Source organism: Acinetobacter sp. SFD, from assembly GCF_001647575.1.
Taxonomy (GTDB): Bacteria; Pseudomonadota; Gammaproteobacteria; order Pseudomonadales; family Moraxellaceae; genus Acinetobacter; species Acinetobacter pecorum.
In genome coordinates this window covers 157785-177913 of the sequence record NZ_LSZJ01000015.1, presented here as the reverse complement: position 1 = coordinate 177913, position 20129 = coordinate 157785, and the positions used below count along the sequence as shown (strand labels likewise).

Below are 20129 nucleotides of genomic sequence, written 5' to 3'. Positions count from 1 at the left end.
CGAATCTGTTCTATGTCCTCCTACCGATCACCTTATAAAGGTACCTCGGGAATCCTGCGTATTTTGAATGCAGCACGTTATTCCCTTGCTGGTTTTAAAACAGCCTTTCAAAATGAGGCCGCCTTTCGGCAAATCCTGCTCATCAACCTTATTTTGATTCCATTAAGCTTTTGGATTTCGGTTAGTCCAGCTGAGCAAGCACTCATGGTGGCTGTTTGTCTATTGGCACTGATCATTGAACTGATTAACTCAGCCATAGAAGCTGTGGTAGACCGTATTTCCATGGAACGGCATGAGCTGTCTAAAAATGCCAAGGACATGGGCAGTGCTGCCCAGTTTGTAGCACTCAGTCTAATTACAGTGACTTGGGGCATCATTTTGGCTGGTCATTCGATTTGACCACTGCGCCTGCTACTGCCTGAAATGGACCATTAAAAATGATCACTGACCGTTCCCGGTTTTTATTGACCCAAACCTTACTTTTGATATTCAGTTTTTTGGTTCTTTTGAACTTCTTTGATATTGGAGGAGTGCTTGATTTACAGCTTATCTATCCCTTTATCGATGATCAGGGGCACTTCCCCCTTCGACAACACTGGGCATTGGCAGAACTTAATCACCGTTATGTTAAAGACATGCTAATTCTGGTATATATCCTATTATTTCTGGGCTGGCAGGTATCACTAAAATGGCAGAACTGGCATACACGCCGCTGGGAATTTGGCTATTTCTTTAGCATGGTGGCAGTGACCACAGCCTCGATCGGAATTTTAAAATCCCAGTCGGCCCATGCCTGTCCCTGGAATATGGTTATTCCCACTTATGATGGTATTTTATGGGATTTTAGTGCTACTGCTGGCCACTGTTTTCCTGGGGGGCATGCCTCTAGCGGTTTTGCCTTGGTGGCTGGCTATTTTGTTTATCGTATGTCTAATCCCAAGCGGGCTTATTTCTTTCTGATCGCTGCAGTAATTTTAGGATTAGCCATGGGCTGGGCACAAATGATGCGTGGAGCGCATTTCCTGAGTCATAACCTTTGGACTGGCTGGATTATCTGGTGCCTGAATGTTATCGGCTATGCGCTGTTTAGCCACAAATTAGAGATAGAAGAAACTGTTCTTTAGCATGTTAAATCAAACAGCCTCAACGCCAAAATAATCCGAAGCCTATCTCATTAGGCTTCGGCTAAAGGAAAATTGACCTGTACACAAAGGCCACCCAGATTGAGACTTCGGGAAAATTCGAGCGTTCCACCCAGGCGTTCGGTGGCTTTATCTACAATAGACAAACCCAAACCACTGCCAATTTCTGCATGATTATGTATCCGGTAGAAGCGTTGCCGAATCTGATTGAATTGAGCCGTATCAATCCCGGTTCCGCTATCTTCGATCTGTAAAACTGCCTGCTGGCCTTGCTGGAAAATCGATACGTTAATTACGCCATCCTTCGGACTATATTTAATCGCATTATCGATCAGGTTATAAATAATTGAATGCAAGGCCGAAGCTTGGCCTTGAATCAACAGTTCCTGCTGCTGCTCCACCCCTAAATCTATCTCTTTCTGCAGTGCCAACTGAATCAGTTCTTCGATACAAGTGACAGTCATCTGATTCAGTGACAGCAATTGAACCGGCTCACTTAAACCTTCGCTTACATCCTGTTTGGCGAGACTTAATAACTGGTTAACCAGATGCTGCATGCGCAAAATGCCTTGGCTCAAGTTATGGATAGACTTACTTTGCGGAAATTGCTGTAGCAAAATTTGTAGCTGTAAATTCAAGGCCGTGAGTGGCGTACGTAACTCATGTGCGGAGTCCGCCACAAATTGACGTTGTTCCTGTTGGGCCAGGGAAATTCGACCGAACAGGTGGTTCATTTCCTGAATGGTCGGTTCCAGCTCCAGAGGATAATCTTTCATTGCAATCGGCTTTAAGTCTTGTGCCTTGCGGCTGGCCAATTCAGTTTTAAAATCATTAAGAGGCTGAAAATTTTTCCGGATCATCCAGCCTAAACCGAATAATGCAAAAGGTAAAAAAAGCACATAGGGAAGAAACATATTGGCTGCCAGTTCCAGCGCCAGTTCCTGCCGGACATTTTGCTGCTGGCTCACCTGAATCTGTAGTTGTTTACCAGGAATAATATAAGTTAACCAAGTTCCATACGGCATTTGATGCTTGTAGAAACCTGCTTTCCTGACCGGTGCAACCAGAACATTGTGCGGATGCAAGGAAGTGGCTGTATCTGTATAGGACCAGATATCTACAAATAAATCTTCTTCACCGTACTGTTTTGCCAGATCGATTTGACTCTGCAGGGGCTGCGGATGATTTTCTGCAATGCGCTCTGCCAGACTTTGCATCTGTTTATCCAGTACTTCATTAATTTCTTCGAGTGCAATCCGGTATGCTGCAAAGATCAGCACACAGCCTAATACCAGGCTAAATAATGAAATATAAATAACCAGACGTTTTTGCAAGGAATAACGTTTTTGCATGGCGCTCATCCTAAGCGATACCCTAGCCCACGTATGGTGCGGATGAAGTCTTTTCCTAGCTTTGCCCGCAGATGATGAATATAGACCTCTACCGTATTACTGCTGACATCACTATCAAAATCATAAAGCTTGTCTTCTAAATCGTTTTTAGAAAAAATTTTGCTAGGATGCATGAGGAGTGCAGTGAGAATAGACCATTCTCGATTAGACAACTCGATCGGTTCACCATTAAAGCATGCGATGTGCTGTTCCAGGTCCAGTTCCAGCCCACTGTGTGATAATTTCTTATTTATATCTGTCACAGTATTTTTGAAGCCAGTACGTCGCATTAAGGCATGAATACGGGCCAGCAGTTCGTCAAACTCATAGGGTTTAATCAAGTAATCATCTGCTCCCTGATTCAGCCCATCTACCCGGTTTTGTAATTGATCCCGAGCCGAGATAATCAGTACCGGTAAATTTGGAAACTTCTGCCGGATATTCTTTAGCACCAGCATGCCATCCATCATCGGCAAGCCTAAATCGAGCAGGACAATATCATAGACCTGCTGCTGTAACTGTTTTAAACCCTCAATCCCATTATTGACCCAGTACACCTCAAACTGATGCAGTTTAAGCAATGTTTCAGTCGACTCGGCAATCATAAAGTCATCTTCAATAATCAGTATTTTATGCATTTCAAGCTCTGTTTTTTAATGATGATGAGCATTGTGCAAGCATATCATTTTTAGCTTCAATCACTTGCGTTTTTATATCCAGCATACTTAATAAGCTGGGGAAAAGATGGTCGTGACTGCGTGCCTGTCCGGTCTGTGTTTTTAAACAGCTTAGCTGCCGGGCATTGTACTGTTGCCAGGTATCGGAAAACCACATCAGCATTGGGATATGGGTTTGCTGAGTGGGCGCCATGCTATAAGGAGCACCATGCAGGTATAAACCATGCTCTCCGGTGGATTCTCCATGATCAGACAGGTACCAGAAACCGGTCTGATATTGAGTCTGCTGCTTTAAAGTTTCAATGATCTGGGCAAGAACATGGTCTGTATATACAATCGAATTATCATAGCTATTCTTTAATTCTTCTGTACTACAGCCCTGAATAGCATTGGTATTACAGGTCGGTTGAAATGGCTGATATGGCGCTTTGGAACGCTTGTAATATGCGGGGCCATGACTACCCATCTGATGCAGTACAATTAATTGTGGGGTCGGGTTGTTTTTATCCAGATGTGCCAGATAATCTTTCAGGCTATCCACTAGGATTTCATCAAAACATTCACCACCGGCATCACACCACTTCTGTTTCAGTTGTGCCGGAATCTGGTATTTTTGTACCCGGTCACAGGCACCTTTACAGCCCGAATTATTATCAATCCAGGTCACCTGATAACCGGCCCGCTGCGCAATATCCAGCAGACCTTCTCGGTGGCTGGCTAGCTGTTCATCATAGGTTTTACGTGACATGCCCGAAAACATACAAGGGACTGAAACGGCTGTTGCAGTTCCACAGGAGCTGACCTGATTGAAATTAATTACCGATAACTTGCTCAGTTCAGGATTGGTATTGCGCGCATAGCCATTTAAAGCGAAACTCTCAGCACGTGCAGTTTCTCCCACAACTAGCACCATCAATTTAGGATGATCCTGCATTTGGGCCTGCTGTAACAGATGTGCATCTTCGCCGAAAACCACCAAAGGTAAATTTGCTTTAGGTGCTTTCTTTTTATAATAAGACAAAGTAGACGCAATGCTGTTTTGTGGCGAAAGCATGCCTTTCAGATCGCGATGTTCTCGGAAGATCGCTGCATAATCGACATAAAAACAGTATAACAATCCCAGAATCAAGCCAGCTGAGAGCACACTGCTCAGGCTCTTATGTACTAGCTGATGTCCAAGCGATGCAGGCTTAATTTTCAGCATCCACACAACGCAGAGGGGAAAAATCACAAACACCAATGTCCAGATGACTAATCGCATTGACCAGAGATCTCGAACTTCACGGGCATCGGTTTGCAGCATATTCTGGATCTGGTCAGGCGTGATAACGACCCCTAGACTATTGACAAAATAAGCACTAAAACCACCTAAAATAATCAGGACACTGGCCAGTATTTTGGCATTCCATTTCCAGTTCAGCCACTGTAATATCAGATTGTAAAACGCAATAATGATCAGTGCCGTGGCAGCCAGTAACAGACCTGCTTTTAGATTGGTATAAGGCGTAAATTCATGGATTTTCTGATAGAAAGCAAAGTTTAGGATCAATCCCAACCAAATAGCCAGCAACACGTTAAAACCTAAAAGACTGATCGACTTTTTCGGTTGTTGACTAAAAAAAGAAGAATGGGAAAATAGCTTCAGCATAATCCATGGCTCAAAGACTTTAAGATGTTTCAGCTTATAATTTGAATCTTAAAAATGGCTTAAAGAGATGTATATAGACAATATATTTTTTGATTGCTTAATAGTCCGTCACTATTAATCTACCTGTTTTATATGCTTCAGGAATAAAAAGAGCATCCAATTATTTTTGGATGTCTTTTCAAACTATCCTATATACACGTAAGGATTACAAGTCAAACCTTGATAAGGTTGTTCGCACATAAGAGGATATAGAGCAGAAAACCAGAATTAATTTTCGACTAAAGTTTTTATATCGATCACAAAACGGTATTTCACATCACTCTTTAACATGCGTTCAAAAGCTTCATTGATATTGCGCATTTCAATCATTTCCACATCAGCAACAATATTATGCTCCCCACAGAAATCCAGTAACTCCTGAGTTTCCTTAATGCCACCAATTACTGAACCGGCAATTGATCTTCTTCCCATAATCAGTGGAACTGAATTTGCACTAATCTCTCCTAGATATCCCACCAGAACAATGGTTCCATCTAAGGTTAATGTTGGAATATATGACTCCAAGTCATGGTTGTAAGGTACCGTATCTATAATTAAATCAAACTGATTCGCGACGGAATTCATTTGAGCTTCATCTGTTGATAGCACTACCTGATGGGCACCTAATTTTTTTGCATCCCCCTCTTTATTGACTGAACGGGTAAATAAGGTCACATCTGCGCCCAAGGCATTGGCCAGCTTAATTGCCATATGTCCCAAACCACCTAAGCCCACAACCGCTACTTTACTGCCCTTGCCAATATTCCAGTGACGTAAAGGTGACCAGGTGGTAATGCCTGCACACAGAAGTGGAGGCACAGCTTTAGTATCCAGATTTTCAGGTACTTTCAATACAAAATCTTCACTACAAACAATTATTTGTGAGTAACCGCCATAAGTAGGCTGCTGGTCATAACGATCCAGGCTGCCATAGGTCTGAATATTTCCTTGTTCACAATACTGTTCTAATCCTGAATGACAGGCTGAACAGGTACGACATGAATCGACCATACAGCCAATTCCTACCAGATCACCCTCTTTATATTTTTTAGCTCCAGAACCCGTCGATATGATGCGTCCTACTATTTCATGACCTGGAACTATGGGATAAAAACTAAATCCCCAGTCATTTCTAACCTGATGTAAATCGGAATGACAGACACCACAATATTCAATTTTGATCACCACATCATCTTCACGTGGCGTTCGGCGTTCAAACTTAAAAGGTACTAAAGGGCTTTGTGATGAATGTGCGGCATATCCCAATACTTCGGTGTTCATATTTTTTTCTCGTATATTGTGGTCAGGATAAAATCTGATAAATAAATATTTATCCTGAAGTATTAATTTTGAATAGTCGCTAAAATTTCAATAAAAAATCAAGGACTGGTATTATTAAAATAGTATAAAAATCAAAAAGTTTATGTCTGATCTGATGGCTTTAAAATATAGACTGAATTTTCATTAAAAATGATCAATCAGTCCGTTTATCTTAAGCCTGAAAATAACATCTCAGCCAATCTTTATAAAATAAATCATTAAAATACTATAATAATTTTATATTTTAAAAATTAGTCAAGAGTTTGCTCTCCCCCACCATTTACAAACAATGTTTGCCCAGAAACCCAGGAAGACATTGGAGAAGCAAAAAATAATACTGCGTTTGCAATATCTTCAGCTTCACCCAGTCGTTGTAAAGGAGTATGAGCTAACATTTTTTTTTCAATTTCCGGCGTAAGTACTTTTGCTAATGCAGCAGTACGTACTGCTCCTGGCCCAACGGCATTAATTCTGACGATAGGCCCAAAATCATGGGCCAAGTTAGCGCCCATATGATTAAGGGCAGCTTTTGAAGAGGCATAGCCACTCATGGCTGGGCTTTTATTAATGGAACTCATTGAGGTAATATTGACGATTGAGCCATATCCGGCTTCATTCATATAAGGAACAACCAGTTGGCAAAGTCGCCAGGCTGCAAATACATTTAATTTGAAGTCTCTGATAAAGTCGTCAACTGTAATTTTTGAAGGTGATTCCCGGCCACCACCTCCACCGCCCGCATTATTTACTAATATATGGATAGCTCCAAAAGTATTTCGGGTGGTTTCTACGGCGTTTACGAGGTCATCATCTTCCAGAATATTACAGGCTACACACTGGACTTCACCTCCTGTTTTTTCATGGATTTCTTGAGCAGCCTGTTTAGCCTTCTCCTGATTTAAATCCGCAATCATGACTTTAGCTCCCGCCTGAGCAAGAGTAAGAGCACAGGCATGGCCAATCCCTGCCGCCCCTCCCGTAACCAAAGCCACTTTTCCTGTTAAATCTATTAGAGAGTTTTGCATGAGATACCTCGTATTAATACATTGTCATATAACTTTATGAGGTTAAGATTTTTCCCTATCATAAATTTTCAGCACTCTAAAAGTAATATATTTACTTTAGAATTTATTTTTAATTGTAATAGTAGGTGTAATTGTAATTTTTACTTATAAATATCAATTTTATTCATAAAAATAATATCAATTTAATACACGACTATTATTTATTTTTAAGATTATTATTCTTTAGGATTCTTCTATTTTAAAATATTCCATCTTATTAAAATAATTAGTATAACTTTCATTTAAATATCAAAGAAAATTGTTATGGAAAATGTATTTTATTCAGTCTGGTTTCAATAAAGACTTTTATTTTTGCACTTTTTATTATCTATGCAACGCATAAGAGATAAGCTACAGAGGATTGCCCAAAAGAAGTCGATCATGATTTGCTTGAAGTTGTACGGGCAATGGGCCGACATCAAATAAAACGTATCTCCTCTCATAATATTTATATATCTTTATTTAATGTAATTAAGTTATTAGACCAATGATAATCTGGATGAATAATTGATAAATCTCGAATACATTCTGTTATGAAATGTTGAATGCAATCTTATTTTTTCCAAAAGCCACTAATATATTTTGTTCTCATATGGCTAAAATCATTGGAATTGGAAAAGATATGAATCATTATCCTGAAAGCCCAGCTTCAAGTGAAAAACAAGACCATCAGCCGGGTGCACAAAATGAAATGAATCCTGCACCGGAAGTGATAAAACCGCAATATAAAGGCAGCGAAAAATTAAAAGGCAAGGTTGCCTTGATTACCGGTGGTGATAGCGGGATTGGCCGCTCTGTATCGGTCCTATTTGCCCGTGAAGGTGCTGATATCGCTATTTGTTATCTGGATGAAGATCGCGATGCGCTGGACACTAAAAAAATGGTGGAAAATGAAGGGCGACGATGCCTGCTGATTAAATGTGACTTACAGGATCAAGAAGAAATCAGGAAAATGGTTGAACAGACCCTACAGGAATTTAAAACCATTAATATTCTGGTCAATAATGCAGGGGTTCAGTATCCGCAAGAAAGTATTACCGATATTTCACCTGAACAATTATTTAAAACTTTCAACGTGAATATTCTATCCATGTTTTATCTGGCTCAGGCAGTGATTCCCCATATGCAAGCCGGTGATAGCATCATCAATACTACCAGTATCACCAGTTATCATGGACATGACCAGTTAATTGACTATGCAAGTACGAAAGGTGCTATTACATCCTTCACCCGTAGTTTATCTACCAATTTGTTGAAAAATAAAACCGGGATTCGGGTTAATGGTGTCGCACCTGGCCCAATCTGGACACCGTTAATTCCAAGCAGCTTTGACGAAGAGCAACTTGAGGATTTCGGTAAACAGACCCCAATGGGTCGTATGGGGCAGCCAAGTGAAGTGGCACCAGCCTATTTATTCCTGGCCAGTGAAGAAGCCAGTTATATTTCAGGTCAGGTGATTCATGTGAATGGCGGCAGTATTATTAACGGCTAATCAAGTAAAGAAGATAATGGTTCTAGCTGACCGTTATCTTCATCTCCTTGATTTCAGGCCCATCTATTCTTAAGAAATCTTTTATAAAATAAGTCAAACGAATACTTACCTTTATAGAAACCAGCCCTTGTTATAGTAATTTCAGCCAAACCTGAGGAGGATATCAAGATGCCTAGAGGTGACAAATCAGCCTATACCGATAAGCAGAAACGGCAGGCCGAACATATTGAAGAAAGCGAAAAAGAGCGTGGGCATTCTGAAGAAGAAGCCGAACGTATCGCTTGGTCAACAGTCAATAAACAAGACGGTGGCGGCAAGAAAAAGAAAACCTCTCATTAATCAGAATTCATACTGATGATGCGATAAGATACATATAAAGACTCTTTATAATTTAATTATAGAGAGTCTTTTGCCATCAGCTTTAAGTAATGTTTTCAATACGCTGCTGAGTCCATGCTGGCCAGAGCTTTTCCAGTGTTTGTTCAAATTCTGCATTCTCAGTTCGCCACTGCGGATTTTTGTCCTTATCAATAATCAGCGCACGAACCCCTTCAATAAAGTCGCCCTGCTCTAACCAGACATCTTGCAAGTCGCGTTCTAACTGCATGCATTTTTCTAGCGACAAATTCTGTCCGGCTTGCTGTAACTTCAGGCTGGTTTGCTTGGCCATGACCGGACGCTGCTGCAAAATTGCCAGCATTTTATTGGCCCATTCCTGATCAGTTACACTACTTGCATGTGCAAGACTCTGTTCAATCTCCTCGAGGTTTGGATAGCCAAAATGCTGATTAATCAGATCTGCACGTTTTTGCAGCTCGCTTTCTACAGGATGCGTAATATAGGAACTAATGATCTTTTGAATCTCAATCGGGTTTAATACCGGCGCTGCAATCAATGCCGCTTCCAATTCAGCAAAACGCTCACTCGGCACATGATAATCCACCAGATCCAGATACAGCGCATCACTGCTACTGATCTGTTCCCCGGTCAATGCCATATAGACACCGACTTCATCTAGTCGGGACAGAAAATGGGTTGCACCGACATCAGGGAAAAAACCAATCGCCGTTTCTGGCATGGCAAAACGTGATTTTTCACTGGCGACCTTGATATGACAGGCCTCAGCCAGTCCAAAGCCGCCTCCCAGTACATAGCCATCCATCATCACGATCACGGCCTTTGGGAAATTACGCAAGGTGCTCAGCATCTTATATTCAGTGGCAAAAAAATCCTGATACCGGGTATTGCCGGCCTGATAGCTGTCATACAGATAACGGATGTCTCCTCCGGCACAGAACGCCTTGGGACTGTTGGAATTGATCAGGATGGCTTGCACTTCTGGCTCATGGCGCCACTGATTGAGTTGCGCCTGAATGCCCTGGATCATTGGCAAGGTTAAGGCATTTAAATGGCTGGTGCGGTCCAGGCTGATGATGCCCAGACCTCCTGCGACCCGAATCGCTAAATTATTTTCATCACTCATTATTTTTGTTCCTGGTATGAATTTCTTATTGATGGGTAAATTTGGCTGGCCGTTTTTCCACAAAGGCTTGCATGCCTTCCTTTTGATCGGAACCTGCAAAAATGGAATGGAATACCCGGCGTTCAAAGCGCAGGCCTTCAGCCAGGCTCACTTCAAAGGCCCGATTAATTGATTCTTTAATCATCATCACGGCAGTAAGCGACTTTTCAGCAATTTTTTCGGCAGCTTGCAGGGTTTGTTCCAGCAATTCTTCCTTGGCAAATACCCGAGCCACCAAACCACTTTGTTCCGCTTCCTGCGCCCCCATCTGCCGTGCCGTCAGGCACATTTCCATGGCTTTGGCCTTACCAATCGCCAAGGTTAAACGCTGGGTACCGCCAATGCCCGGCAACACGCCTAAGGTGACTTCAGGCAAACCAAATTTTGCATTGTCGGCGCAGTAAATAAAGTCGCACATCAATGCCAGCTCACAACCACCACCCAAGGCATAGCCACTCACTGCGGCAATTAAAGGTTTACGGCGCTGGGCAATTCGATCGGCCAGACTGAAAAAATCATCCAGATAAATTTGTGGAAAATTCAGATCTGCCATTTCCTTAATATCGGCACCGGCAGCAAAAGCTTTTTCCGAACCGGCAATCACAATACAGCCAATTGCCGGATCTTTTTCCAGTTGATCCAGTGCCTGATTCATTTCAAAAATCAGCTGGTTATTCAGTGCATTTAATGCTTGCGGACGGTTTAAAGTAATCAGCCCGACACCATTACGTTGTTCTAATAAAATCGTTTGCCACTGCATGAAATAAGTCCTTTTAAAATTAGAGGCTGCGTGCAATCACCAGGCGCTGAATATCGCTGGTGCCTTCATAAATCTGACAAATCCGCGCATCGCGATAAATCCGCTCAATCGGAAAATCTTTAAGATAACCGTAGCCGCCAAAAATCTGCAGCGCTCTGGAACAGACCCGTTCTGCCATTTCTGAAGCAAATAGCTTGGCCATGGAGGCTTCGGTTAAACAGGCTTCACCGGCTTCTTTTTTGCGTGCTGCAAAATGCACCAGTTGCCGTGCCGCTTCAATTTCAGTCGCCATACTGGCCAGCCTGAAGGAAATCGCCTGCTGTTCAAAAATCGGTTTGCCAAAAGCCACGCGGTCATGCGCATAGGCCGTTGCTTCTTCCAATGCGGCACGCGCCAAACCCACAGCCTGTGCCGCAATGCCGATCCGTCCACCTTCCAGATTGGCCAAGGCAATTTTTAAACCTTCACCTTCGGCACCGAGTCTTAAACTTTCATGAATGCGGACATCGGTTAAGGCAATCTGACAGGTATCCGAAGCATGCAGGCCCAGTTTTTCTTCGACCCGGATCACTTCATAGCCAAGTGTGTCTCGCGGCACTAAAAATGCACTCATGCCTTTTTTGCCCGCAGCTGGATCAGTCACAGCAAACACAATAATCATCCCGGCATTGTGGCCTGAGGTAATGAACTGTTTGGCGCCATTCAGAATGTAATGATCGCCCTCCTTGACCGCTCGGGTTTTAATCGCGGCAGCATCCGATCCTGTATGCGGTTCGGTCAGCGCAAAGGCCCCAATCATTTCACCTTGAGCCAAAGGCTTTAAAAATTGCTGCTTTTGCTCTTCTGTGCCGAACTTGAAAATCGGCACACAACCCACCGAGTTATGTACGCTCATAATCGCGGATGTTGCACCATCGGCCGCAGCGACTTCTTCTAAGGCCAGAACATAAGCCAGTGTACCTGTACCCGAGCCGCCCCATTCCTCGGGAATCAGCATACCTAAAAAACCCAGCTCTCCCATTTGGGCCAATGCATCTTTGGGAAAGATACCTTTTTGATCCCACTCGCCGGCAAAGGGTTTAATCTGTTCCTGGGCGAAGCTTTTGGCCATATCCTGAATCAGTTGTTGCTCTTCCGTTAGTTGCATCGATGCTTCCTTCAATCTCTTTATTTAATCTTCTTATTCAATCTGTTGGCTTTGGCTGTTATGCAGTCTTGGCTTGCTGCTTGTTGATTTCCTGATTCCGGAGTAAAAAGCGTTGAATTTTACCGCTTGGGGTTTTTGGCAATTCGGTCACAAATTCAATCAGGCGCGGATAGGCATGCGCAGACAAACGCTTTTTCACAAATTGACCCAACTCTTCTTCCAGATGGGCCGAAGCTGTAAAGTTATTCGCCAGAATCACAAAAGCTTTAATCACTTCAGTGCGCTCGGGGTCAGGCACGCCAATCACCGCAGCTTCAATCACGGCATCGTGTTCCAGCAAGGCACTTTCCACATCAAATGGACCCACCCGATAGCCTGACGTTGTAATGACATCATCACTACGCCCGACAAAGCTCATACTGCCATCAGCATGAATCTCTGCGGTATCCCCAGTTAAATAATACTGTCCGACAAATGGAGATTTACGGCTTTCTTCATAACCAGAGAACCACATCATCGGCGATTGGCTGATATCCACTGCCAGGATGCCCGGGACGTCAGCTGCTAATTCATGCCCCTGTTCATCGACAACGGCAATCCGGTAACCCGGGCTGGCAAAGCCTGCCGAACCTGAACGGACCGGATGTTCCAGGGCATGATGATTACACACCACCATCCCGACTTCAGTCTGGCCATAATGGTCATAAATCGGCACATCCAGTACCTCTTTAAACCAGCGGATCACTTCCGGATTTAACGGTTCACCGGCACTGCTGACGACCCGTAACTGGCCGCGCAGTTTTGCCATTTGAGCAGGATCGGCTGCCATCATCATGCGGTAAGCGGTCGGTGCACCAGCCAGATTGGTAATGCCATATTCCTTAACAATGTCGCAGACACTTTCCGCATTAAAACCGCCTTCATAAAACAAGGTCGAGTGTCCAAGTATTAAGGGGCCAGTAATCGCGTAATACAACCCGTAGGCCCAGCCGGGATCGGCAATATTCCAGAAAGCATCTTCAGGAGTCAGACCAATGGCATTTTGCATATAGCTTGCAAAAGCAATCAGCGCTTTTAACGGGACTTTAAGCGGTTTCGCTGGTCCAGTGGTGCCCGAGGTAAACATCAATAAAAATGGATCATCAACATTCAGGATTTCCAGCTCACAAGCTTCAGCCTGACGGTTTAATACCGTCCAGAAGCTTAGGTCGTGTGGATAGCGTTCTGCCTCGGTTTCGGCATGCACCGTCACAATCGGTGGACAGTTGCTGATCTCGGATAATTTGTCCCGATTCGCCAGATCAGTCACCACCAGCTTACTTTGCGCCAGCTGAATGCGATGCTCAATGGCTTTGGGACCAAAGGCAGTAAATAACGGTTGATAGACCGCACCAATCCGCCAGGTCGCTAAAATGATAATGATCAGCTCCGGGGTACGCGGTAATAATCCGGAAACACGATCACCTTTACCAATGCCTTGAGACTTAAGAAAATTGGCAAACTGGCTGGAATATTTTTTGAGTTCGGCAAAGCTATATTGTTCTTTTCTGCCATCTTTACCATGCCAGTACAAGGCAATGGCATCGGAATTGGCATGACGGTCGCAACACTCATAACAGGCATTCACTGCCTGCATTGAACCGGAGAGAAACTGGCTTGCAACCGTATTTAAATCAAAGTCTTGAACCGTTGTTTGATAATCTAACATGTTAAACCTCAGCCTGAATTTATCGTTATTAATGACAAGGTGTGTAGTTATTGAAGCGAATCCTTGCTCCATCTGAATATTTTAGGTTTTAAGCAGGTGGCATGGTGTATTGATGCATGATGCTGGAGAAGTCCAGATGGGCATCACCTTCCTGACACAGTTGTTGATAGAGTTTCTGTACCATGCTGCCCAGAACCACCGGTTGATCCACCTGTTGCGCTGCATCGACCGCCAAACCTAAATCTTTGAGCATCAATTGTGCGGCAAAACCGTCGGTATAACCCCGCGATGACGGTGCATTGGCACAGATATCTGGCCATGGATTATAAATTTCAGAACTCCAGCAACGTCCAGTGGAACTGTTAATCACGCCAGCCAGGGCCTGTGGATCAATACCCAGTTTGGCTCCGAGCGCCATTCCTTCTGCAACAGCAGTCATGGAAATGCCCAGAATCAGGTTATTACAGATTTTTGCTACCTGTCCTGTTCCCACCGCCCCACAATGCACCAGATTTTTACCCATACAACCGAGAACCGGTTTGACGGCCTCAAAGGTGGCATCATCTGCACCGACCATAAAGGTTAAAGTGCCATCTTTGGCACCTAAAGTGCCGCCGGATACCGGCGCATCACAGACGCGAATCTGTTTGGACTGAGCTGCTGCAGCAATGTCCTGAATGGTTTGCGGGTCAATGGTGCTGCTGTCGATACACAAACTGCCCGATTGAAGTACCTCTAAAATACCATTTTCACCTAAATAGACTTCACGCACATGCTTGGCTGCGGGCAACATACTGACCACGATCTCCGCCTGCTTCGCGGCAGCTTGTGGACTGTCGCAGACTACACCGCCCGCTTCTGAAAAATGCTGTAAAGCCACTGCACTTAAGTCATAACCAAAAACCTGATGACCCGCCTTGAGCAGATTCTGCGCCATCGGACCACCCATGTTGCCTAAACCGATAAATGCAATCTTCATACTGATGCTCCTTAACGCAGACTGATTGTGGTATTCACACCACTATTTTCCTGATCATCTTCAAACCAGCGGCTGGTGATGGTTTTGGTCTGGGTATAGAACTGCACCGCCTGTTTGCCATAAGGTCCTAAGTCCCCCAGCTTTGAACCGCGTGAACCGGTAAAGCTGAAAAAAGGGACAGGGACAGGAATTGGAATGTTAATGCCCACCTGACCGATATCAATCTGGTTCTGGAAGGTACGCGCAGTATTACCATTTTGGGTAAACAGTCCAACGCCATTACCAAATGGATTGGCATTAATCAGCGCAATTGCCTGCTCTAAAGTATCGACATGCATGATGGCCAGTACTGGACCAAATACTTCTTCTTTATAAATGCGCATATTGGTCGTAACCTGATTAAAAATCGTTGGCCCGACAAAATTGCCTTTTTCATAGCCTGGAACCTGTACATCACGGCCATCCAGCAGCAGTTCAGCACCTTGTTCGACACCGCTGTGAATTAAATCGATGACACGTGCTTTGGCACGGGTTGAAATCACCGGTCCCACATCGGTATTCGGTTCATGCCCGGCATTCACCTGTAAAGTTTTGGTTTTATTGACCAGTTCATCGACCCAGTGCTTGGTCTCACCGACCATCACCGCCACTGAAAGTGCCATACAACGCTGACCAGCGGCGCCAAAAGCTGCACCGACCAACGCATTTAAGGTTTGTTCTTTATTGGCATCTGGCATCACTACCACATGGTTTTTGGCGCCCATCATCGACTGCACACGTTTTCCGTGCTGGCCCGCGAGGTTATAGACATGCGTGCCGACTGCGGTCGAACCGACAAAAGAAATCGCTTTGATATCGCGATGGGTACACAATTGATCGACCACTTCTTTGCCGCCATGCACCACATTGAGCACACCCGCCGGTACACCTGCCTGAATCGCCAGTTCAACCAGCATCATGGTCGACAATGGATCCTGTTCAGAAGGCTTTAAGACAAAGGTATTGCCGCAGACAATCGCCATTGGGAACATCCAGAGTGGAATCATCGCCGGGAAGTTAAACGGCGTAATCCCTGCACAGACACCCAGTGGTTGCTGCAAGGTATAGGTATCGACACCGCGTGCCACGCCCTCAATATACTCACCCATCTGTAATGAACCGATTGAACAGGCATGCTCGACCACTTCCAGACCGCGCTGGATATCGCCTTCAGCATCGGCCAGGGTTTTGCCCTGTTCTGCAGTTAAGACCTGGGCAATACTTTTTAAATTGGTTCGAATCAGATCCTGCAGCTTCAGCATAATCCGCATACGTGCCTGAATCGGGGTTTGGCGCCAGCTGGCAAAGGCATTTTGTGCGGCAGCAATCGCAGCATTGACTTCTTCAGCAGTAGCAAATGGCACCTGCCCCAAGACTTCCTGAGTGGCAGGATTAACAATATCTTGCCAATGACTGGTTTTTGATTCGACAAATTCACCATTAATCAGGAGTTTTGCGGTGGTGAATCCGGTGCTTTGCTGGGGATGAGAAATAGCGTTCATGATCGCTCCGTGCTGGTTTGTTATTGTCGTTGTGTGAGCCTTTAATGGCTTTTATTTAACGTATAATTTTTGCGCTGTTTTAGCAGACTAACAAAGAACACTTTGACCACCAATAGAAATTGATGCACGATGGTTGTGCAAATATGCACAGGGATTTAACAGGACGTTAAATAGAAAATGAAAGTAGATTGGGATCATTTACGCTTTTTTCTGGTTTTGGCACGTGCTAAAACGCTCACCAATGCCGCACGCTTGATCGGAGTGGAACACAGTACCGTGGCAAGGCGGATTCAGGCCCTGGAAAATACCCTAGGTACGCAACTGTTTAAGCGCGAAGCCACCGGTTATGAGCTGACCTCGGAAGGTCTGGCACTGGTGCCACGTGTCGAACAGATGGAACAGTCCTTTATCCAGATTGACAAGCGCCATAATCCCTTGCAAGGCCGGGTTCGGATTGGCGCACCAGAAGGTTTCGGTACGGCATTTTTAGCTCGTCTTTTGGCAGAATTTTCCCAACATTATCCTTTGCTGACCATTGACCTGATTCCGGTACCGAAGACGATTAAACTTTCACATCGTGAAGCCGATATTGTGATTGCGATTGACCGGCCCAAATCTGGGCCCTATATCATTACCCGGCTGAGCAATTACTGCTTAAAACTGTATGGCAGTCAGCATTATTTACAGCAAAATCCGGAAATTAAAAAACTGGAAGACCTCCAGCAGCACCGTTTTGTCGATTATATTGATGATCTGGTCTATAGCACTGCACTCTATTCGCTAGAGCGTCTTCCACTGCAAGTCAGTGCCTGTTTTCGCAGTAACAGCATTCTGGCGCAGGAAATTGCCGTGCGTGCAGGCGCTGGACTGGCCATTTTGCCGAAATTTCTGGTCAATGATAAAAGTGAACTGAAAGAGGTGCTGGGTCATCAGCTCAGTTTTACCCACACTTTCTGGATGCTAACGCTGGTCGATCTGCAACATGAACCAAAAATAAAACTGGTCTGGGATTTCCTGCGCAAGCAGGCTGATCTTCAGCAAGATCTGTTAATGGGTAGATGAATATTAAATACAACTGTGCTGTATATAGAGTCACCTCTTTAAGTTAAATCAACTGAATTAACAACGTATCGATACAGCAAATGAACGTATCACAACACTCCTGACCTCTGTGGCTTGTTAAATTAACAGTCGATTATTCACGATGTTTAACGAGATACAGGAAAATAATATGAAAATCTTGATGGTACTGACTTCACATGACCAGCTGGGTGATACTGGCAAAAAAACCGGCTTCTGGCTGGAAGAACTGGCTGCACCCTATTACACCTTTGTTGATGCAGGCGCAGAGGTAGTTTTGGCATCTCCTGCAGGTGGTCAGCCACCACTAGATCCGAAAAGTAATGAGCCGGATGCGCAAACCGAAACCACCAAACGCTTTGAAGCAGATGAAGTGGCTATGCAGGCTCTTGCCAATACACATAAGTTGAGTGAAGTCTTAAATCAGGATTTTGATGCCGTATTCTATCCGGGTGGTCATGGACCACTATGGGATCTGGCCAAAGACCAGAATTCCATTTCTTTAATTGAGCAAACCTTGCAGGCAGATAAACCTGTTGCGCTGGTCTGTCATGCACCAGGTGTCCTGCGTGATGTGAAAGATGCCGAAGGCCGTTCGATTGTAGAAGGCAAGACAGTCACCGGTTTCAGTAATACTGAAGAAGACGGCGTGGGTTTGACAGATATAGTTCCGTTTCTAGTTGAAGACATGCTGAAAGAAAAAGGTGGGAAATATTCCAAAGCTGAGGACTGGCAGGTATACGTGCAACAAGATGGTCTGCTCATTACTGGACAAAACCCGGCCTCTTCTGCTGCAACGGCTGAAGCTTTATTAAAATTATTAAAGTAGAAGTTAATCTAAAATTCGTATTAACCTTTTAGATCGCTTCTTTTTGAATAAGAAAAACCCTGAATAAAGCAATATTATTCAGGGTTTAATTTATCTATTTATTCCCAGATTTAGTTCGCTTCAACTGCCGTTGAGGCAATATGCTGAGCCAGTAATTCTCTGAGTTTAAATTTCTGGATTTTCCCGGATGGCGTCATCGGAATTTCAGCCCAGATCTCCAAACGTTCTGGAAGATATTGCATAGTCAGATTATGGGTTTTCAGGAACTCTACCAGTTCATTGAAGCTCAAAGGTTGAGCCGGATCTTTCAGCTTGATGATTGCACAGGCACGCTCGCCCATTCGCTCATCTGCATAAGCCACTAAAGCCACTGTTGCAATATTCGGATGTTTATACAGCAATGATTCAATTTCTGCGACCGGAATATTTTCCCCGCCCCGAATAATCACATCTTTCTTACGTCCACAAATCCGGATATAGCCCTGCTCGTCCTGATAGGCAATATCGCCAGTATCGAACCAACCTTCGGCATCTGTATCATTTAAATGGGGGCGTTTTAGATATCCGCCAAAATTTGAACAGGTACGGATCATCAAACGACCGGATTCATTCAGGGCTTTGCTCTGACCTTTTTTATCCACGATCTTGATTTCTACACCTGGTAAAGCGATGCCATCAGTATTGAAAGAGCGCTCATCTTCATCTTTAGGTCGGGTTAGCGTCACCGCACCACATTCAGTCATACCCCAGGCTGATATGACTTTAACACCCAGAATTTCCCGGGCTTTTTGCACCAATGGACCTGGAATGGGTGCGCCGGCACACAGGAAAATTTTCAGTGAATCAACCTTGTCATGCTGTTCCGCCACGGTATTGGACAGGTCATTCAAGAATGGGGTCGAGGCCATGGTGAAATTCACCTGATGCTGATGAATCAAATCTACGGCTTTGGCTACGTCCCAGACATCCTGTAACACCACTTTGGTATTCAGCTGAATTGGCATCATCAGGCCATACATAAAACCGGTCTGGTGCGCCATAGGTGACGCCATTAACACCACATCATTTTCAGTTAAATGTAGCCGCTTCGCATAAGGCACAATATTGGAAAATAAAGTATTGGCGGTATGCATCACCCCTTTCGGTTCACCGGTCGTGCCTGAGGTAAAGATCAGTTGGGTAATGTCATCCGGGCCAGATTCCAGTCCATCCAGCGCAGCAACTGCTGAAGCATCTTGTTCCAGTCCATGATTGAGCAACAGGCGATCAAAATTATTTTCGCCTTCACCATTGACCACCACTACATGCTTCAAGCTTTCCAGTTTGTTTTGCAGCTGATTGGCCAGCTGTTCATGATTAAAATTGCGGAACATTTTCGGTACAACAAAAACTTTGGATTCACCATGTTTGAGCATGAATTCCAGTTCACGTTCACGGAAGATCGGCATAAGCGGATTGAGCACGGCACCGATACGGCTACAAGCCAGGTAAAGCAAGGTAAGTTCCCACCAGTTCGGTAGCTGGCAAGACACCACGTCATTTTTTGCTACACCCAGCTGTTTCAGACCCAGCGCAATGTTATTGGTCATGTCCCAAAGCTGCTGATAGCTGAAAGTCTGTTCAGTTTGATTCTCAACCTTAACGCTTACCAACGCTATTTTGTCCGGATTCTTTTCTACGGCACTACGTAAAAAATCAAGAATCGTTTGATTTAACCAGTATCCCTGTTTAAGCATGGCCTCTTTTCTGGCCGGGATCAGAACCGCATCGAAATCCATTCGCTTACTCCT

Annotated in this window: 18 protein-coding genes; 6 read left to right on the top strand and 12 right to left on the bottom strand. The window is 44.3% G+C overall.

All coding sequences use genetic code 11. The features are described 5' to 3' along the window. Nucleotides 1–12 precede the first annotated feature (12 nt). Nucleotides 13–399: a diacylglycerol kinase gene (locus tag AY605_RS13035; RefSeq protein WP_064096803.1), complete on the top strand. Its 387-nt coding sequence runs from the start codon at nucleotides 13–15 to the stop codon at nucleotides 397–399. Nucleotides 400–437: 38 nt separating this feature from the next. After that, complete coding sequence (locus AY605_RS13030; protein ID WP_064096802.1) at nucleotides 438–1124, top strand: phosphatase PAP2 family protein; 687 nt, start codon at nucleotides 438–440, stop codon at nucleotides 1122–1124. Between the two features lie 50 nt (nucleotides 1125–1174). Here AY605_RS13030 and AY605_RS13025 read toward each other — a convergent pair whose 3' ends face one another. From AY605_RS13025 to AY605_RS13005, 5 genes are all read right to left on the bottom strand, one after another. Next, entirely contained in the window at nucleotides 1175–2494 is a 1320-nt protein-coding gene (locus AY605_RS13025) for an ATP-binding protein (protein ID WP_064096843.1), read from the bottom strand. A 5-nt stretch (nucleotides 2495–2499) separates the two neighbouring features. Next, nucleotides 2500–3171: a response regulator transcription factor gene (locus AY605_RS13020; RefSeq protein WP_064096801.1), complete on the bottom strand. Its 672-nt coding sequence runs from the start codon at nucleotides 3169–3171 to the stop codon at nucleotides 2500–2502. 1 nt (nucleotide 3172) lies between these two features. Continuing rightward, nucleotides 3173–4858 (bottom strand): phosphoethanolamine transferase, encoded by a 1686-nt coding sequence (locus tag AY605_RS13015; protein WP_064096800.1) that lies wholly within the window; start codon nucleotides 4856–4858, stop codon nucleotides 3173–3175. 267 nt (nucleotides 4859–5125) lie between these two features. Beyond that, nucleotides 5126–6178, bottom strand: a complete 1053-nt coding sequence (locus AY605_RS13010) for an NAD(P)-dependent alcohol dehydrogenase (RefSeq protein WP_064096799.1) — start codon at nucleotides 6176–6178, stop codon at nucleotides 5126–5128. A 290-nt stretch (nucleotides 6179–6468) separates the two neighbouring features. After that, nucleotides 6469–7242 (bottom strand): glucose 1-dehydrogenase, encoded by a 774-nt coding sequence (locus tag AY605_RS13005; protein WP_064096798.1) that lies wholly within the window; start codon nucleotides 7240–7242, stop codon nucleotides 6469–6471. Nucleotides 7243–7903: 661 nt separating this feature from the next. Here AY605_RS13005 and AY605_RS13000 point away from each other — a divergent pair. Together AY605_RS13000 and AY605_RS15130 are read left to right on the top strand one after the other, a co-directional pair. Next, nucleotides 7904–8773 carry an SDR family oxidoreductase gene (locus AY605_RS13000; RefSeq protein ID WP_064096842.1) on the top strand — a complete coding sequence of 290 codons (870 nt, stop codon included), beginning with the start codon at nucleotides 7904–7906 and terminating at the stop codon, nucleotides 8771–8773. A 168-nt stretch (nucleotides 8774–8941) separates the two neighbouring features. Continuing rightward, nucleotides 8942–9112, top strand: a complete 171-nt coding sequence (locus AY605_RS15130; protein WP_004280276.1) for a hypothetical protein — start codon at nucleotides 8942–8944, stop codon at nucleotides 9110–9112. Nucleotides 9113–9194: 82 nt separating this feature from the next. Here AY605_RS15130 and AY605_RS12995 read toward each other — a convergent pair whose 3' ends face one another. The 6 genes from AY605_RS12995 to AY605_RS12970 form a co-directional block, all read right to left on the bottom strand. Beyond that, the gene (locus AY605_RS12995) at nucleotides 9195–10256 is read right to left on the bottom strand and encodes an enoyl-CoA hydratase/isomerase family protein (protein ID WP_064096797.1); all 1062 of its coding nucleotides are present in this window, start codon (nucleotides 10254–10256) and stop codon (nucleotides 9195–9197) included. Between the two features lie 25 nt (nucleotides 10257–10281). Then, nucleotides 10282–11055, bottom strand: a complete 774-nt coding sequence (locus tag AY605_RS12990; protein ID WP_064096796.1) for an enoyl-CoA hydratase — start codon at nucleotides 11053–11055, stop codon at nucleotides 10282–10284. Between the two features lie 19 nt (nucleotides 11056–11074). Beyond that, complete coding sequence (locus AY605_RS12985) at nucleotides 11075–12202, bottom strand: acyl-CoA dehydrogenase family protein (protein ID WP_064096795.1); 1128 nt, start codon at nucleotides 12200–12202, stop codon at nucleotides 11075–11077. Between the two features lie 58 nt (nucleotides 12203–12260). Further along, nucleotides 12261–13910, bottom strand: a complete 1650-nt coding sequence (locus AY605_RS12980) for an AMP-binding protein (RefSeq protein WP_064096794.1) — start codon at nucleotides 13908–13910, stop codon at nucleotides 12261–12263. Between the two features lie 88 nt (nucleotides 13911–13998). Then, the gene (gene mmsB, locus AY605_RS12975; RefSeq protein WP_064096793.1) at nucleotides 13999–14889 is read right to left on the bottom strand and encodes a 3-hydroxyisobutyrate dehydrogenase; all 891 of its coding nucleotides are present in this window, start codon (nucleotides 14887–14889) and stop codon (nucleotides 13999–14001) included. Nucleotides 14890–14900: 11 nt separating this feature from the next. Further along, nucleotides 14901–16430, bottom strand: coding sequence for a CoA-acylating methylmalonate-semialdehyde dehydrogenase (locus tag AY605_RS12970; RefSeq protein ID WP_064096792.1), 1530 nt, complete (start codon nucleotides 16428–16430; stop codon nucleotides 14901–14903). Between the two features lie 177 nt (nucleotides 16431–16607). Between AY605_RS12970 and AY605_RS12965 the strand changes: the two genes are divergently transcribed. Beyond that, entirely contained in the window at nucleotides 16608–17492 is an 885-nt protein-coding gene (locus AY605_RS12965; RefSeq protein ID WP_064096791.1) for a LysR family transcriptional regulator, read from the top strand. Nucleotides 17493–17661: 169 nt separating this feature from the next. After that, nucleotides 17662–18339 (top strand): type 1 glutamine amidotransferase domain-containing protein, encoded by a 678-nt coding sequence (locus AY605_RS12960; protein WP_064096790.1) that lies wholly within the window; start codon nucleotides 17662–17664, stop codon nucleotides 18337–18339. A gap of 110 nt (nucleotides 18340–18449) precedes the next feature. Here the strand turns inward: AY605_RS12960 and aliA are convergent, their stop codons facing one another. Beyond that, complete coding sequence (gene aliA / locus AY605_RS12955) at nucleotides 18450–20117, bottom strand: cyclohexanecarboxylate-CoA ligase (RefSeq protein ID WP_064096789.1); 1668 nt, start codon at nucleotides 20115–20117, stop codon at nucleotides 18450–18452. Nucleotides 20118–20129: the final 12 nt, after the last annotated feature.

Excerpts from the sequence above, each read along its gene's own strand:
- AY605_RS13015 (WP_064096800.1), bottom strand. The coding sequence starts at position 4,858 with ATGCTGAAGCTATTTTCCCATTCTTCTTTTTTTAGTCAACAACCGAAA.
- AY605_RS12995 (WP_064096797.1), bottom strand. The coding sequence starts at position 10,256 with ATGAGTGATGAAAATAATTTAGCGATTCGGGTCGCAGGAGGTCTGGGC.
- aliA (WP_064096789.1), bottom strand. The coding sequence starts at position 20,117 with ATGGATTTCGATGCGGTTCTGATCCCGGCCAGAAAAGAGGCCATGCTT.
- AY605_RS12960 (WP_064096790.1), top strand. The coding sequence starts at position 17,662 with ATGAAAATCTTGATGGTACTGACTTCACATGACCAGCTGGGTGATACT.
- AY605_RS13030 (WP_064096802.1), top strand. The coding sequence starts at position 438 with ATGATCACTGACCGTTCCCGGTTTTTATTGACCCAAACCTTACTTTTG.
- AY605_RS13000 (WP_064096842.1), top strand. The coding sequence starts at position 7,904 with ATGAATCATTATCCTGAAAGCCCAGCTTCAAGTGAAAAACAAGACCAT.
- AY605_RS15130 (WP_004280276.1), top strand. The coding sequence starts at position 8,942 with ATGCCTAGAGGTGACAAATCAGCCTATACCGATAAGCAGAAACGGCAG.
- AY605_RS12965 (WP_064096791.1), top strand. The coding sequence starts at position 16,608 with ATGAAAGTAGATTGGGATCATTTACGCTTTTTTCTGGTTTTGGCACGT.
- AY605_RS13035 (WP_064096803.1), top strand. The coding sequence starts at position 13 with ATGTCCTCCTACCGATCACCTTATAAAGGTACCTCGGGAATCCTGCGT.
- AY605_RS13025 (WP_064096843.1), bottom strand. The coding sequence starts at position 2,494 with ATGCAAAAACGTTATTCCTTGCAAAAACGTCTGGTTATTTATATTTCA.
- AY605_RS12980 (WP_064096794.1), bottom strand. The coding sequence starts at position 13,910 with ATGTTAGATTATCAAACAACGGTTCAAGACTTTGATTTAAATACGGTT.
- AY605_RS12985 (WP_064096795.1), bottom strand. The coding sequence starts at position 12,202 with ATGCAACTAACGGAAGAGCAACAACTGATTCAGGATATGGCCAAAAGC.
- AY605_RS12990 (WP_064096796.1), bottom strand. The coding sequence starts at position 11,055 with ATGCAGTGGCAAACGATTTTATTAGAACAACGTAATGGTGTCGGGCTG.
- AY605_RS13010 (WP_064096799.1), bottom strand. The coding sequence starts at position 6,178 with ATGAACACCGAAGTATTGGGATATGCCGCACATTCATCACAAAGCCCT.
- AY605_RS13020 (WP_064096801.1), bottom strand. The coding sequence starts at position 3,171 with ATGCATAAAATACTGATTATTGAAGATGACTTTATGATTGCCGAGTCG.
- AY605_RS12970 (WP_064096792.1), bottom strand. The coding sequence starts at position 16,430 with ATGAACGCTATTTCTCATCCCCAGCAAAGCACCGGATTCACCACCGCA.
- mmsB (WP_064096793.1), bottom strand. The coding sequence starts at position 14,889 with ATGAAGATTGCATTTATCGGTTTAGGCAACATGGGTGGTCCGATGGCG.
- AY605_RS13005 (WP_064096798.1), bottom strand. The coding sequence starts at position 7,242 with ATGCAAAACTCTCTAATAGATTTAACAGGAAAAGTGGCTTTGGTTACG.